Below are 12,951 nucleotides of genomic sequence, written 5' to 3' on the forward strand. Positions count from 1 at the left end.
CGCCGCCCGCTACGGCTCCCGCTTCGAACCGCCACAGCTCCTGCTGGACAAAGCCACCCGCGGCGAACAGTTCCGCTGAGGCATGCGTCTCGTCTCGCTCCTGCCGTCCGCGACGGAGATCGTGTACGCCCTCGGGCTCGGTGACGAGCTCGTGGGCGTCACGTTCGAGTGTGACGAGCCGCCGGCCGCCCGCCGCGACAAGACCGTCGTCGTCGGCGGGCGGGACACCCGCGGGATGACTCCCGGCGAGATCGACGACTACGTCAAGGCGGAACTCGCCGCGGGCGGCGACCTGTACACGCTGCACGCCGACGCCCTCGCCGGCCTCGCCCCCGACCTGATCCTCACCCAGGACCTGTGCCGGGTCTGCGCGCTGCCGTCCGGGCAGGTCGAGGACGCCCTCGGGTACCTCGGCTGCCGCGCCGACGTCCTCTCCCTCGACCCGTACACCCTCGACGAGGTCCTCGGCACGATCGAGCAGGTCGGCGCCGCGGCCGGCGTCCCCGAGCGGTCGGCCGCGCTCGTCGCCGCGCTCCGGGCCCGGCTCGACGCGGTCGCGGCGGCCGTCGCCGGGCGGCCCCGCCCGCGGGTCGCGGTCGTCGAGTGGGTCGAGCCGCCGTTCACCGCCGGCCACTGGGTGCCCGACCTGGTCACGGCGGCCGGCGGTGAGCCGGTCGCGGCCCGGCCGGGCGCCCGCTCGGTGCAGACGACGTGGGCGGAGTTCGCGGCCGCCGCGCCCGACGTCGTGCTGGTCGCGCCGTGCGGCTTCCACCTCGGCGGCGCCGCTCGGCAGGCGCTCACCGTCAAGGAACGGTTCCCGTCGGCGCAGGTGTGGGCGATCGACGCGGACGGGATCGTGGTGCGGCCCGGCCCGCGGCTCGTCGACGGCGTCGAGACGATCGCCGCGATCCTGCACCCGGACGCCGTGCCGCCGTACTCGCCGTCCGCCACCGCCCTGCTGTGTTGATCTTGCAGTTGTGGTGCCTGACAAACCCGGACATCGTGGGAGTGTCGTGGCACCACAACTGCAAGATCAACGCGCGTCAGGAGGGCATGAGGGTGGAGATCGCCGACGCCAGGGGCTCCACGGCAACCTCGTCGCCCGTCACTACCGACTGGAGCACTGCGCCGTCGACCAGGGCGATGATCGCGGTCGCCGCGGCCGGCCCGGTGTGCGGGGCGACGACCGCGTGCAGGCCGTCGATCCACTGCCGGGCCAGCGGCCGCAGGGACGGGGTGCGGGCGGCGGCGAGGTACAGCTCGTACTCCAGCAGCGCCCGCGGCCGGTCCGTCACGGACTCGGCGGCCATCCGGCTGAGCGCGCCGGGCACGTCATCGGCCGTGCGCACCTGCGAGGCCAGGGCAGCCACCTCGGCGTCGACCTGCTGGGCGGCCAGCTCCAGACCGGCGGCGATCAGGTCGCTCAGGGTCGGGTAGTAGTACGTCGTGGCGCCGAGCGGCACCCCGGCCCGGGCCGCGACCGCCCGGTGGGTGGTGCGGCCGACGCCGACCTCGGCCACCACCTCGACGACCGCCTCGGCCAGGGCGCGGCGGCGGCCTTCGGGGTCACGCCGGGCGGTCAGTGCGCACCGCCCAGGTTCAGGATCACCACGCCACCGATGACCAGGGCCACGCCGACGACCTTGGTGAGGCTCAGCGGCTCACCGAGGAAGACGGCGCCGATGGCGACGATCGCCGCGGTGCCGAGGCCCGACCACACCGCATAGGCGACCCCGACGGGGACCGCCTTCACCGCCTGGGCGAGGAAGACGAACGACAGGGCATAGCCGACCAGGGTGCCGACCGTCGGCCACAGCCTGGTGAAGCCCTCGGTCGACTTGATCATGCTGGTCGCGACCACCTCGACGCCGATCGCGAACGCCAGGAAGACGTAGGCCATGTTCTCCACTCCTTGTACAACCGTACTAGTACGATCGTACAGGAACCCCTACGGGGTGAGTTGTGCCCGCCGCGCGGCCCGGGAGCGGCGCACGCCGAACACGCCGACGGCGATCAGCAGCACGCCGAGCACCAGGAATCCGGTCACGATCCAGGTGACGTCCCGCAGCGAGAGGCTGTCCAGGAACGACTGGTCCTTCGCCGGCGCCGGTGCGGCCGCGGGGGCGGCGGACGGGGTCGGCTTCGGCGGCACGAACGGGGTGTACTTCAGGATGGCGACGGGCTTCGGCTGGTCCGACGCGGTCAGGAAGTTGCGGCCGTCGAGCGTGTAGGCGATCGCCTCGCCCTGCGGCTCGTTGGGCAGCGGGGTGATCCGCGGCGTGCCGGTCGTGATGGCCGCGGTCACGTCGCCGTCGGTGACGTCGAACTCGTAGGCGTCGGACATGGTGCGCACCACGGCCCGCTTGCCGTCGGGGCTCACCGCCGCGCCGGTCACCACGCCCTGGCCGAGGATGCCCAGCGGGTTGGCCGTCCCCGTCGCCTGCGTGACGAACTTGCCGACCTGCTTGAGCTTGAACCCGGCCGCGTTGTTGGACGGCAGCGGCCCGTCCGGCACGTACACCTCGCCGGCCGGGTCCTTGGTGACGATGACGGGCGTGCCGTCGCCGGAGATCAGCAGGGCCTCGGCGTCGCGGGGCTTGCCGTCGGGGTACACGAGCCGGTGGATGACGGGCGCGCTCGCCTGCGGCGCGAGGCTCCACAGTGCGATCGTCGAGCGGCGGTTGCCGGACCCGCCGGTCGCGGTGGTGTTGTCGCCCACGTCGGCGACCCACACCGTCCCGTCCTTGGCCACCGCGAGGTCCTCGGGGTCGAACGCGCTGGTCGGGTAGGCCACCGACCGGACGAGCTTGCAGCTCGCGTCCAGGAACATGATCCTGGTCCTGGTCCGGTCGATGTTGCTGTCGTTGATCACGACATACCCGTCGGCCGTCGCGGCCAGGCCGGACACCTCGGTCACCTGCGGGTCGCTGATGGTGCACACCGGGGTCCCGGCGACCGAGGGCCCCGTCGACGCGGCCGCCGAGGGCCCTTCGGACGGTGCGTAGCCCGCCGCGGGCCCCGCCGCCACACCAACCACCACCGCCACGACCGCGAGGCCGCCCCCGATCCGCTGCAACATGCGCGACAGTCTGGCAGACGCATCCCATGGTCACCGATCACGGGTGCGGATGCGTCAGCGGCGGGCGGGACCTGGCCGCCGTGACCCCCCGGCGTGGGCCACAGCCTCCCCGAGCAGCTCGGGGAGGACATCATCCGGCGAATGCCCTGATGCGCCCCTTCCACTCCTGGCGTTACATTCGGGACAGCGACCTGGGGGGAGGCGTCATGCGGGATCGGCTCGGGTTGGTGGGGATCGCCGCGCTTACCGGCGGCTGGTTCACGGTCTCATGGCGTGTGCTGGGCAAGCCGATCGTCGACGCCGTCGGCGAGACCGTCGGGGGCGTCTCCGTGGTGCTGCTGGGCATCGCCGTCATCAGCGCCGCCCGCGCGTCGCGGTGAGCGCAGCAGCAGCGCCGCGCCGGCCATCGACAGCACCAGCAGGCCGGCGCTGATCGTGAACGCCAGGCGGTAGCCGGCGGTCAGCGCGTCCGGTTCGCCGGCGCCGGCCGCGAGCAGCGTGCCCGTGCGGTGCGCGGCGAGCGTCGACAGGGCCGCGACCCCGACCGCCATGCCCAGCTGCTGCGTCGTGTTGAACAGCCCGGACGCGAGCCCGGCGTCGTCCCCGCGCGCGCCGGACATGCCCAGGCCGGTGATCGCCGGCAGGACCAGGCCGCCGCCGGCGACGAGCACCATGACCGGCAGGAGGTCGCTCGCGTACCGCGCGTCGGCGGGCAGCCGGGTCAGCCAGCCCAGCGCCGCGGCCAGCAGCGCGAGCCCGGCGATGAGCACGACCTTCTCGCCGAGGCGGGCGATGAGCCGGGCCGACGCCCCGAGCGACACGGCCGCGATCGCCAGCGCCGCCGGCAGCATCGCCAGGCCCGTCTGGAGCGCGGTGTAGGCGAGCACGCGCTGCATGTACAACGCGATGAGAATCTGGAACGAGAACATCGCGCCGATGAACAGGATCTGCAGCACGTTGGCGGCGGACACCTGCCGCGACCGGAAGATCCGCAGCGGGATGAGCGGCGTGCGGGCGGTCGCCTGCCGCGCCACGAACCCGGCCAGCAGCACCGCGGCAGCACCGATGGCGAGCAGGCTGCGCGGCTGGACGACGGCGTAGATCGCGGCCATCAGCCCGGCGGTGACGAGCAGCCCGCCGAGCACGTCGGCGCCGGCGCGCAGGCCCAGGCCGCGGTCGGACGGCAGGTACGGCACCGCGAGCGCGAGCGTCGCCAGCCCGATCGGCACGTTGATGAGGAAGATCCAGTGCCAGCTCAGCAGGTCGGTGAGCACGCCGCCGAGGACCTGGCCGATCGACGCGCCGGCCGCGCCGGTGAACGAGAAGACGCCGATGGCGGTCGCCCGCTCCCGCGGCGCGGGGAACAGCGTGACGAGGATGCCGAGGCTGACCGCGCTGAACATCGCGCCGCCGACGCCCTGCAGGAACCGTGCGGCGACCAGCATCCCGGCGTTGACCGACAGCCCGGCCAGCACCGACGCGCCGACGAAGACGAGCGTGCCGGCGGCGAGGACCCGCTTGCGGCCGAGCAGGTCGCCGAGGCGGCCGGCGAGCAGCAGCAGGCTGCCGAACGCGATGAGGTAGGCGTTGACGATCCAGGTCAGGCCCTCCGGCGTGAAGCCGAGATCGCCCTGCATGACGGGCATCGCGACCGTGACGATGCTGCCGTCGAGGACCACCATCAGCGTCCCGGCGGCGATCACGGCGAGCGCGAGCCACTTGTTCTTCCGCATGGGTCCGACCGTAGCAGATCGTCTGCTACGGAACAATCTTGTTGGGGATTACTGGCGGGCCCTCCGCACGCCCTGCGCCTCGACCGGGGTGGCCAGGAGCCCCTGCGCGAGCCGGGTCAGCGCGCCGACCAGCACCGACCGCTCCTCCTCGGGCAACGCGTCGAGGACGGCGGCGTGCACCGAGTCGGCGATCTCCTGGCTGCGGGCGGCCATCTCGGCCCCGGCCGGGGTGACGGCGATGATCCGGGCCCGCCGGTCGGTGCTCGACGGGCGGCGCTCGGCCAGCCCGGCCTTCTCGAGGGCGTCGACGGTGACCACCATCGTGGTCTTGTCCATGCCGCCGATCTCGGCCAGCTGGATCTGGGTACGCTCCTCGCCGAGCGCGTGGACGAGCACGCAGTGCATGCGCGCGGTCAGGCCGATCTCGGCGAGCGCGGCGGCCATCCGCGTGCGCAGCACGTGACCGGTGTGGTCGAGGAGGTAGGAGAGGTCCGGCGTGAGCGTGGCGGCCATCGTCCCAGCATAGATAATCTGCTGGCAGACCGTCTGCGGTAACTCGCGCGGGGTTGGCGCACGCCCCGCATCGCCGCCCGCTGAAACAGCTCTCTGACCTCCGCGTTCGCCGAACGGACCAAAACTCCGTACACTGTAAAGTGTGATCGAAGCCAACGACCTCCGGAAGCGGTACGGCAGCAACGCCGCGCTAGACGGGCTTGACCTCAGCGTGGCCGCCGGCAGCGTCCACGGGCTGCTCGGGCCCAACGGCGCCGGCAAGACCACCCTCGTGCGCATCCTCACGACCCTCGCCAAGGCCGACGGCGGGACGGCGACCGTCGCCGGGTTCGACGTCGCCCGCCGGCCCGACAAGGTGAAACAAGCCATCGGCCTCGTCGGCCAGCACGCCGCCGTCGACGAGGTGCTCAGCGCCACCCAGAACCTCGTGATGTTCGGCCGCCTCTGCCACCTGCCCACCGCGCACGCGCGAGCGCGCGCCGGCGAGCTGCTCGACCAGTTCGGCCTCGCGGACACCGGGAACAAGGCCGTGCAGCACTTCTCGGGCGGCATGCGCCGGCGGCTCGACCTCGCCGCCGGGATGATCCTCGCGCCGCGGGTGCTGTTCCTCGACGAGCCCACGACCGGCCTCGACCCGCGCGGCCGGGCCGAGGTGTGGGCCGCCGTGCGCGACCTGGCGCGGCAGGGGACGACGGTGCTGATGACCACGCAGTACCTCGACGAAGCCGACCAGCTCGCCGACCGCGTCAGCGTCGTCAACCACGGCCGGGTGGTCGCCGACGGCACGCCCGACGAGCTCAAGGCCCGCCTCGGCGACGACCGCCTCGAACTCCGCGGCGACCCCGACGCGCTCGCCGCGGCCATGGCCGCGTTCGGGCCGGTGACCGTCGACCGCGACGAACGCAAGGTCACCGTGAGTGTCCGCGACCGCATGGCCGCGCTCAACGCGGCAATGCGCCACGAGGTCGAGGACGTCACCCTGCGCCGCCCGACCCTCGACGAGGTGTTCCTGAACCTGACCGAAGCAACCGAAGCAACCGAAGGAGCCACAGCGTGAAGTGGGCGCTGCACGACGGCTGGATCATGACGCACCGGGAGCTGGCCCACCTGGCCCGGCAGCCCGCCCAGCTGATCATCACCCTGCTGTTCCCGGTCCTGCTCGTGGTGATGTTCGCGTTCGTGCTCGGCGGCGGCATGACCGTGGACGGCGGCGGCGACTACCGGGAGTACCTGCTGCCCGGCATGTTCGCCATGACCATGATGTTTGGCGTCGAGTCGACGTTCCAGGCCATCGCGACCGACCTCAACCGCGGCGTGACCGACCGGTTCCGGTCGCTGCCGATGTCCCCGGCCGGGCAGGTCCTCGGCCGCAACCTCGCCGACCTCATCACCTCCGCGCTCGGCCTGCTGGTGATGGTCGGCTGCGGGCTCGCGGTCGGCTGGCGCTGGCACAACGGCGCGGCCGGCGCCCTGGCCGCGGTCGGCCTGCTGCTCCTGCTGCGCTTCGCGGTGCTGTGGGTCGGCGTGTACCTCGGCCTGCTCAGCCGCAACCCCAACCTGCTCATGGCGGTGCAGATCCTGGTGTGGCCGGTCGCGTTCCTCTCCAGCGCGCTCGCCTCACCCGCCGACATGCCGTCGTGGCTGGGGGCGCTCAGCGCCTGGAACCCGCTGTCGGCGACGGCCGACGCCACCCGCGCACTGTTCGGCAACCCGGGGGAGGGGCAGGTCTGGAAGGCTGTGGCGTGGCCGCTCGCGCTCGTGGCGGTCTTCTTCCCGCTGTCGATCCGGCAGTACCGGAGGCTGTCACGATGAGGTAGCGTAGAGCGTTCTGAGAAAACGAAAAAGGCGCCGTCAATGGGCGCCTGAATGTCGATGACGTTAGCCGACTGGAGACGGATTGTCAAACTCATCCGACACAGCCGACATCGTCGAGGAGCAGGGGCATCTCACGACGCTCTACACGCACCTCGACGCGCTCCGGGAGGAGGCCTCCGGGCAGCTGCAGAAGGCGCTGCTGCAGACGGGTGGCACCCCAGCCGACCGGTCCCACCGCGACTCAGCGACCGCCCTGTACAGCGACCGCATCGCCCAGTACGGCGCGGTGGAGAACGGGCTGTGCTTCGGCCGGCTCGACTTCACCGACGGCGAGCGGCGCTACGTCGGCCGCATCGGCATCTTCGACGAGGAGAACGACTACGAGCCGCTGCTGATCGACTGGCGGGCGCCCGCCAGCCGGCCCTTCTACCTCGCGACCGCCGCCGCACCCGACGGGGTGCGGCGGCGCCGCCACATCCGCACCGAGGGCCGCGCCGTCACCGGCCTCGACGACGAGGTCCTCGACCTCACCGAGGCGCACGGCACCGGCCGCGGCGCGCATGACGGCGTCACCGGCGAGGCGGCGCTGCTGTCGGCGCTCAACGCCACCCGCACCGGCCGGATGAAGGACATCGTCGAGACCATCCAGGCCGAGCAGGACCACGTCATCCGGGCCGACCTCGGCGGGGTGCTCGTCGTGCAGGGCGGCCCCGGCACCGGCAAGACCGCGGTCGCGCTGCACCGGGCGGCGTACCTGCTGTACACCCACCGCCAGATGCTCTCGTCCCGGGTCGTGCTCATCGTCGGGCCGAACACGACGTTCCTGAAGTACATCTCGCAGGTCCTGCCCTCGCTCGCCGAGACCGGCGTGCTGCTGGGCACGATGGGCGACCTGTTCCCCGGCGTCGTCGCCCATCGCGAGGAGCCGGCCGAGATCGCCGCGCTCAAGGGCCGGGCCGACATGGTCGACGTGCTCGCCGCCGCCGTCCGCGACCGGCAGCGGGTGCCCGACGAGCCGCTCACCCTGCACCTGGACATGCTCGACGGCGCCGCCGTCCTGCTCGAGCCGGCGGTGATCGAGGACGCCCAGGAGCGGGCCCGCCGCTCCGGCAAGCTGCACAACCTGGCCCGCCCGACCTTCGACACCGAGATCATCCACGCGTTGTCGCTGGTCGTCGCCGACACCATCGGCATCGACCCGTATGCCGACGACCCGCTCGGCGGCGACGACGCGCCCGGCGACCCGCAGCTGCTCGACGAGGCCGACCTGGCCGAGATCCGCCGCGAGCTGCGCGGGGAGGCCGAGGTTCTCGGCGCGCTCGACTGGCTGTGGCCGATCCTCACCCCGCAGCAGCTCGTCGCCGGCCTGTTCGCCTCCGACCAGCGCCTCGCCGCGGCGGGCGCGTCGCCGCTGCTCAAGCGCAGCGCCAAGGAAACGAAGGACGGCTGGACGCCGGCCGACGTGCCGCTGCTCGACGAGGCCGCCGAGCTGCTCGGCGAGGACGAGACGGTCCGGGAGATCCTCGCCGAGCGGCGTCGCAAGCAGCAGATCGCCTACGCCGAGGGGGCTCTGGAGATCGCGTTCGGGTCCCGGTCCATCGACGTCGAGGACGAGGACGACCCGGAGCTGCTGTCCGTCACCGACCTGCTGGAGGCCGACCGGCTCGCCGAGCGGCACGACGAGGAGGAGAAGCTCACCCCGGCCGAGCGGGCCGCCGCCGACCGGAAGTGGGCGTTCGGGCACGTCATCGTCGACGAGGCGCAGGAGCTGTCGGCGATGGCCTGGCGGCTGCTCATGCGCCGCTGCCCGAGCCGGTCGATGACCGTCGTCGGTGACGTTGCCCAGACGGGTGACCTCGGCGGGGCCGCGGCGTGGGACGACGCGTTGAAGCCCTACGTCGGCGACCGCTGGCGGCTGCGCGAGCTCACCGTCAACTACCGCACCCCGACCGAGATCATGGCGGTCGCCGCGGGCGTGCTCGCCGGCATCGACCCGGCGCTGGAGCCACCCCGGTCGGTGCGCCAGTCCGGCATCGACCCGTGGGTGCGGGGCGTGCCACCGGCCCGGCTGGCCGAGGCGCTCGCCGAGGCCGTCGAGGTCGAGGCCGAGGCGGCCGGTGACGGCCGGCTGGGCGTGATCCTGCCGACCGGGCTGTTCTCCGAGCTGGCGCCGGCGGTGCTCAAGGCGGCGCCCGACGCCGCCGTCGGCGACGAGCCCGAGCTGTCGTCGCGGGTCGTGGTGCTCACCGTCAAGCAGGCCAAGGGCCTCGAGTTCGACGGGGTGATCGTCGTGGACCCGCAGCGGCTCGTCGACGAGTCGCCACGCGGCGCCAACGACCTCTACGTCGCGCTCACCCGGGCCACCCAGCGGCTCGGCATCCTGCACCCGGGCACGCTGCCCGACTCGCTGTATGCCGTGGTGGGCATATAGCTTGGAGGTGTGCCTCCGTTCGACGTGCTCGCCGAGCCCACCCGCCGCCGCATCCTCGACGCGCTGCTGGACGGGCCGCAGCCCGTCGGCGCGCTCACCGAGCGGCTCGGCCTGACCCAGCCCGGCACCTCGAAGCACCTGCGGGTGCTGCGGGAGGCCGGGCTGGTCGCCGTGCGGCAGGACGCGCAGCGCCGCTACTACGAACTGCGCCCGGAGCCGCTCGCGGAGATCGACGCGTGGCTCGCCCCCTACCGCCGGCTGTGGCACCGCCACCTGGACCGGCTCGAGGCGACCCTCGACGACATGGGGAGTTGATGGTGGGAGCGTGATGGGTCGGACTCCAGCACGCTCACCGAACCGACGTGAGCCTAGCAACACCCCACCCGGCGACCTTGCCGCGGGGTCACTGCTCCAGGTACTGCCGGAATCGCGCGACCAGATAACCGGCCTCCTGCCGCATGACCAGGTTGGCCACGATGATCCCCGGCACCGCGGCGCGCCGGCCCGCCGCCGCCGGCGCGATGTACGGCCGCCCGGTGAGCAGGTCGTCGTCCCGCGGCACCCCGGGCGTGAACGCCCACCGCCCGCCGGCGCCGCGGATCATCGCCTCCCCGAGGTACCACGCGGCGGCCTGCACCACCGGGTTGCCGTCGTCGGCCGTCCGCACGCTGCCGACGGGCAGCAGCCCGAGCAGGACCCGCTCCAGGGTCTCGACGGACCGCGGCGAGCAGTCCCAGGTCCGGGCCCCGCCGCCCAGCCCGGCCACCCACTCCTGGAACGCCACCTCCTGCCGCCGCAGCCACCACACGAGGTCGTCGTCGGCGTTCTGCGGCGCGTCGTCCGCGCCACTGTCGTCGGCCGGGGTGGCCAGGCGGGTCGGCTCCCACCCCCGGTTGAAGGCCCGGAGCCGCTCGACCACGCCGGCGATCTCCCCGAGGGTCTCCTCGAAGACGGCCCCGTCCTGCCGCCGCACGGCCAGCTCGACCAGGTCCCCGGGCGCGACGGGTTCGAGCCGCAGCGCCGGGTCGAACTCGACGACGGGCCGCATGTCGTACCCCCACCGCCCGCCCCCGACGCGCAGCAGCACCTCCCCGGCGTACCCGATCACGCCCTCGCGGAACTCCCGCTCACGACCGCCGCCGAGCCGCCGCACGACGAGCGGCTCGAGGAGCACGAGCGACGCCGGCGTGAGGTCGAGGCCGAGCCCGGCCGGCAGGGCGGCCCGGAACGCGGCCAGCCGCCTGGCCTGCCCGTCCAGCCACCGCCGCCCCTCACCGGACAGCTCGGCCGGCACCCCCCGCTCGATCCGGACCATGCATCGACCTTACGGCCTGTTGCACGACCGGTTGCGTGAGGCCGATCAGCACAGCCCAGAGCGGGAAGAGGAACCACAGGACCGTGCCCACGGCCCCGCCCGCCACCCAGGCCCAGTCGACGCCCGCCGCTGCCGTGACGATCGCGCCGGCGAGGAACGCCAGCATCGCCACCGGTACGCCGGCCAGCAGAATCCGGCCGAGGCGCCGCACCGGCGGAGGGTTCGCCGGACTGTCGCTGATCGCCCCGGCCCACAACATCGACGCGACGCTCCCGGCCGCGACCAGGCCGACCTGCACGTCGAACGGGAGTACGCCGGTGACCAGCAGCACCTGGAGCACCACCACGGCCACGCAGGCGAGCGTCCCGATCGCGGTCCACACCCGGACCCGGCGGGCCGGCGGCAGCAGCCGGCCCAGGCCGACGGCGACCGGCAGCAGCGCGGCGAACTGGAAGATCACCAGGTAGTCGTTGGCGGTGCCGAGCCACGTCTCGTGCGGCGTGTCCGTCCAGGGCTGCGCCACCGCGTAGAACGCCACCAGGAGCAGATCGGCGACCAGGCCGACCACACCGCTGGCGAGGGCCCACCATCGCATTGGGCTCACCTCTCACTCCGGGCTGTTGCCGGTCGCCGCACCGAGGACGAACGGCGTCGCGTATCCCGCGTACATCAGGTGCGCGACCAGCCCGTCGGCCGCGTGCTTCAGGTTGTGGCAGTGATCCGCCCAGATCCCCGGGTTGTCCGCCACGAACGCGATCTCGTAGGTTTCCCCGTCACCGACGTTGAGCGAGTCGAACCACCACGGGCTGCCGGTCGCGCGCACACCGCCGCGGCTGAGCACCACGGCGTGGTGGCCGTGCAGGTGCATCGGGTGCACCTCGCCGCTGGCGTTGACGATCGTCATCCGCACCACGTCGCCCTCGGCGACCGTGTACATCGGAACGTCCGGGTACAGGTGGCCGTTGATCGTCCAGAACATTCCAGGGCGGCCGGCGACGAAGCCCGGCCGACGGCCGATCTCGTACCGGAAGGTGCGGTCGGCCGCGCCCGGGTCGAACCCCAGCGCGGCCGGGGCGCCGTAGCCGAGCAGGTCCAGCGCCCTGGCCGGCTGCGCGACGCGGGGCGGTTCGCCGGCGCCCAGGATCACCGACAGCGCGCCGCCGACCTGGACGCGCACCGGCGACCCGCTGTCCGGCACGACGAACTCCAGGTCGATCCGGCCGCCCGCCGTGACGAGCAGCGACGTGTCGGAGACGGGCGTGGGCCCGTGCACCTCGGTACCGTCGACGGCGACCACCCGGAACGGGGTGCCCGCCACCCAGGCCGAGACCGGGCCGTTGTCGCTGTTGATCAGGCGCACCCTGGCGACCGTCCCCGGCTCGGCGGCCACGCGCAGGTCGCGGCTGTCGCCGTTGATCGTGCGCACCCCGTCGTAGAGGTGGGTGAGCGCGACGACGTCGACCGCGGGCGGGTCCGGCGGGAGCACCACCAGGGCCCCGAACAGACCGCGGGCCACCTGCTCGTGCGAGACCTGGTGGGAGTGGTACCAGAAGGTGCCCGGCGCCGGCGCGACGAACCGGTAGACGTGCTCGGCCCCGGGGCGCACGGCGTCCTGGGTCACCCCGGCCACGCCGTCCTCGGCGTTGGGCACGTCGACGCCGTGCCAGTGCAGCGTGATGCCGGCGCGGACGTTGTCGTTGACCAGCCGTACCTGCACCAGCTGCCCGGCCCGGGCGGTGATCGTCGGGCCGGGCGAGGCGCCGTTGAGCGTGTAGCCGTCCACCGTGCGGCCCGACGCGAGCCGGAACCGCTCCTGCCGCGCGGTCAGCGTCACCGTGACGTCCGCGGGCCGGCCGCGGTCCGCGACGAGCGTGGTCACGTCCCGTCCGCCGTGGCCGCCGTGGTGGCTCTCCGCGCCGCCGCCGTGGTCCGCGTACCCCATCGACATGATCGAGTACTGCCGCGGTAGCCGGCTGTCCTGCCACAGCCAGGCGAGCGGGCCGACGATGAGCAGCGTCGCGGCGACGGCGACGGCCAGGCGGATCCGGCGGGCACGCGGCATCGC

At 73.3% G+C, this 12,951-nt stretch carries 13 protein-coding genes; 5 read left to right on the plus strand and 8 right to left on the minus strand.

What is annotated here, in order from left to right:
- Window positions 1-82: 82 nt before the first annotated feature.
- Complete coding sequence (locus tag IEZ31_RS21860; protein ID WP_190251791.1) at window positions 83-967, plus strand: ABC transporter substrate-binding protein; 885 nt, start codon at window positions 83-85, stop codon at window positions 965-967.
- Between the two features lie 76 nt (window positions 968-1,043).
- Here the strand turns inward: IEZ31_RS21860 and IEZ31_RS21865 are convergent, their stop codons facing one another.
- The 5 genes from IEZ31_RS21865 to IEZ31_RS21885 form a co-directional block, all read right to left on the minus strand.
- The gene (locus IEZ31_RS21865) at window positions 1,044-1,523 is read right to left on the minus strand and encodes a TetR/AcrR family transcriptional regulator (protein WP_229835722.1); all 480 of its coding nucleotides are present in this window, start codon (window positions 1,521-1,523) and stop codon (window positions 1,044-1,046) included.
- 56 nt (window positions 1,524-1,579) lie between these two features.
- Complete coding sequence (locus tag IEZ31_RS21870) at window positions 1,580-1,900, minus strand: DMT family transporter (RefSeq protein WP_190251792.1); 321 nt, start codon at window positions 1,898-1,900, stop codon at window positions 1,580-1,582.
- Window positions 1,901-1,948: 48 nt separating this feature from the next.
- Complete coding sequence (locus tag IEZ31_RS21875) at window positions 1,949-3,079, minus strand: NHL repeat-containing protein (RefSeq protein ID WP_190251793.1); 1,131 nt, start codon at window positions 3,077-3,079, stop codon at window positions 1,949-1,951.
- A 266-nt stretch (window positions 3,080-3,345) separates the two neighbouring features.
- On the minus strand, window positions 3,346-4,812 hold the full coding sequence (locus IEZ31_RS21880) for an MFS transporter (RefSeq protein WP_190251794.1): 1,467 nt from the start codon (window positions 4,810-4,812) through the stop codon (window positions 3,346-3,348).
- Between the two features lie 48 nt (window positions 4,813-4,860).
- Window positions 4,861-5,325, minus strand: coding sequence for a MarR family winged helix-turn-helix transcriptional regulator (locus IEZ31_RS21885; protein ID WP_190251795.1), 465 nt, complete (start codon window positions 5,323-5,325; stop codon window positions 4,861-4,863).
- A 142-nt stretch (window positions 5,326-5,467) separates the two neighbouring features.
- Here IEZ31_RS21885 and IEZ31_RS21890 point away from each other — a divergent pair, with 142 nt between their 5' ends.
- From IEZ31_RS21890 to IEZ31_RS21905, 4 genes are all read left to right on the plus strand, one after another.
- The gene (locus tag IEZ31_RS21890) at window positions 5,468-6,382 is read left to right on the plus strand and encodes an ATP-binding cassette domain-containing protein (RefSeq protein ID WP_190251796.1); all 915 of its coding nucleotides are present in this window, start codon (window positions 5,468-5,470) and stop codon (window positions 6,380-6,382) included.
- Window positions 6,379-7,137, plus strand: coding sequence for an ABC transporter permease (locus IEZ31_RS21895; protein WP_229835723.1), 759 nt, complete (start codon window positions 6,379-6,381; stop codon window positions 7,135-7,137). Before IEZ31_RS21890 ends, IEZ31_RS21895 begins: the two co-directional genes overlap by 4 nt.
- A gap of 85 nt (window positions 7,138-7,222) precedes the next feature.
- On the plus strand, window positions 7,223-9,571 hold the full coding sequence (locus IEZ31_RS21900) for a HelD family protein (RefSeq protein WP_190251797.1): 2,349 nt from the start codon (window positions 7,223-7,225) through the stop codon (window positions 9,569-9,571).
- Between the two features lie 9 nt (window positions 9,572-9,580).
- Window positions 9,581-9,886 (plus strand): ArsR/SmtB family transcription factor, encoded by a 306-nt coding sequence (locus IEZ31_RS21905; protein ID WP_190251798.1) that lies wholly within the window; start codon window positions 9,581-9,583, stop codon window positions 9,884-9,886.
- A gap of 88 nt (window positions 9,887-9,974) precedes the next feature.
- Here the strand turns inward: IEZ31_RS21905 and IEZ31_RS21910 are convergent, their stop codons facing one another.
- The 3 genes from IEZ31_RS21910 to IEZ31_RS21920 are packed head-to-tail and all read right to left on the minus strand — an operon-like array spanning window position 9,975 to window position 12,948.
- Complete coding sequence (locus tag IEZ31_RS21910; protein ID WP_190251799.1) at window positions 9,975-10,886, minus strand: hypothetical protein; 912 nt, start codon at window positions 10,884-10,886, stop codon at window positions 9,975-9,977.
- Complete coding sequence (locus tag IEZ31_RS21915; protein ID WP_190251800.1) at window positions 10,843-11,481, minus strand: hypothetical protein; 639 nt, start codon at window positions 11,479-11,481, stop codon at window positions 10,843-10,845. The genes IEZ31_RS21910 and IEZ31_RS21915 overlap by 44 nt, the downstream gene beginning before the upstream one ends.
- Window positions 11,482-11,493: 12 nt before the next feature.
- A complete protein-coding gene (locus IEZ31_RS21920; RefSeq protein ID WP_190251801.1) occupies window positions 11,494-12,948 on the minus strand; it encodes a multicopper oxidase family protein in 1,455 nt (484 codons plus the stop codon).
- Between the last annotated feature and the right edge of the window lie 3 nt (window positions 12,949-12,951).

The organism is Dactylosporangium sucinum (assembly GCF_014647515.1).
Classification (GTDB): domain Bacteria; phylum Actinomycetota; class Actinomycetes; order Mycobacteriales; family Micromonosporaceae; genus Dactylosporangium; species Dactylosporangium sucinum.

Bases quoted from the DNA above. Each gene is read 5' to 3' on its own strand.
- IEZ31_RS21870 (WP_190251792.1), bottom strand. From the start codon at position 1,900: ATGGCCTACGTCTTCCTGGCGTTCGCGATCGGCGTCGAGGTGGTCGCG.
- IEZ31_RS21885 (WP_190251795.1), bottom strand. From the start codon at position 5,325: ATGGCCGCCACGCTCACGCCGGACCTCTCCTACCTCCTCGACCACACC.
- IEZ31_RS21915 (WP_190251800.1), bottom strand. From the start codon at position 11,481: ATGCGATGGTGGGCCCTCGCCAGCGGTGTGGTCGGCCTGGTCGCCGAT.
- IEZ31_RS21910 (WP_190251799.1), bottom strand. From the start codon at position 10,886: ATGGTCCGGATCGAGCGGGGGGTGCCGGCCGAGCTGTCCGGTGAGGGG.
- IEZ31_RS21880 (WP_190251794.1), bottom strand. From the start codon at position 4,812: ATGCGGAAGAACAAGTGGCTCGCGCTCGCCGTGATCGCCGCCGGGACG.
- IEZ31_RS21860 (WP_190251791.1), top strand. From the start codon at position 83: ATGCGTCTCGTCTCGCTCCTGCCGTCCGCGACGGAGATCGTGTACGCC.
- IEZ31_RS21920 (WP_190251801.1), bottom strand. From the start codon at position 12,948: ATGCCGCGTGCCCGCCGGATCCGCCTGGCCGTCGCCGTCGCCGCGACG.
- IEZ31_RS21875 (WP_190251793.1), bottom strand. From the start codon at position 3,079: ATGTTGCAGCGGATCGGGGGCGGCCTCGCGGTCGTGGCGGTGGTGGTT.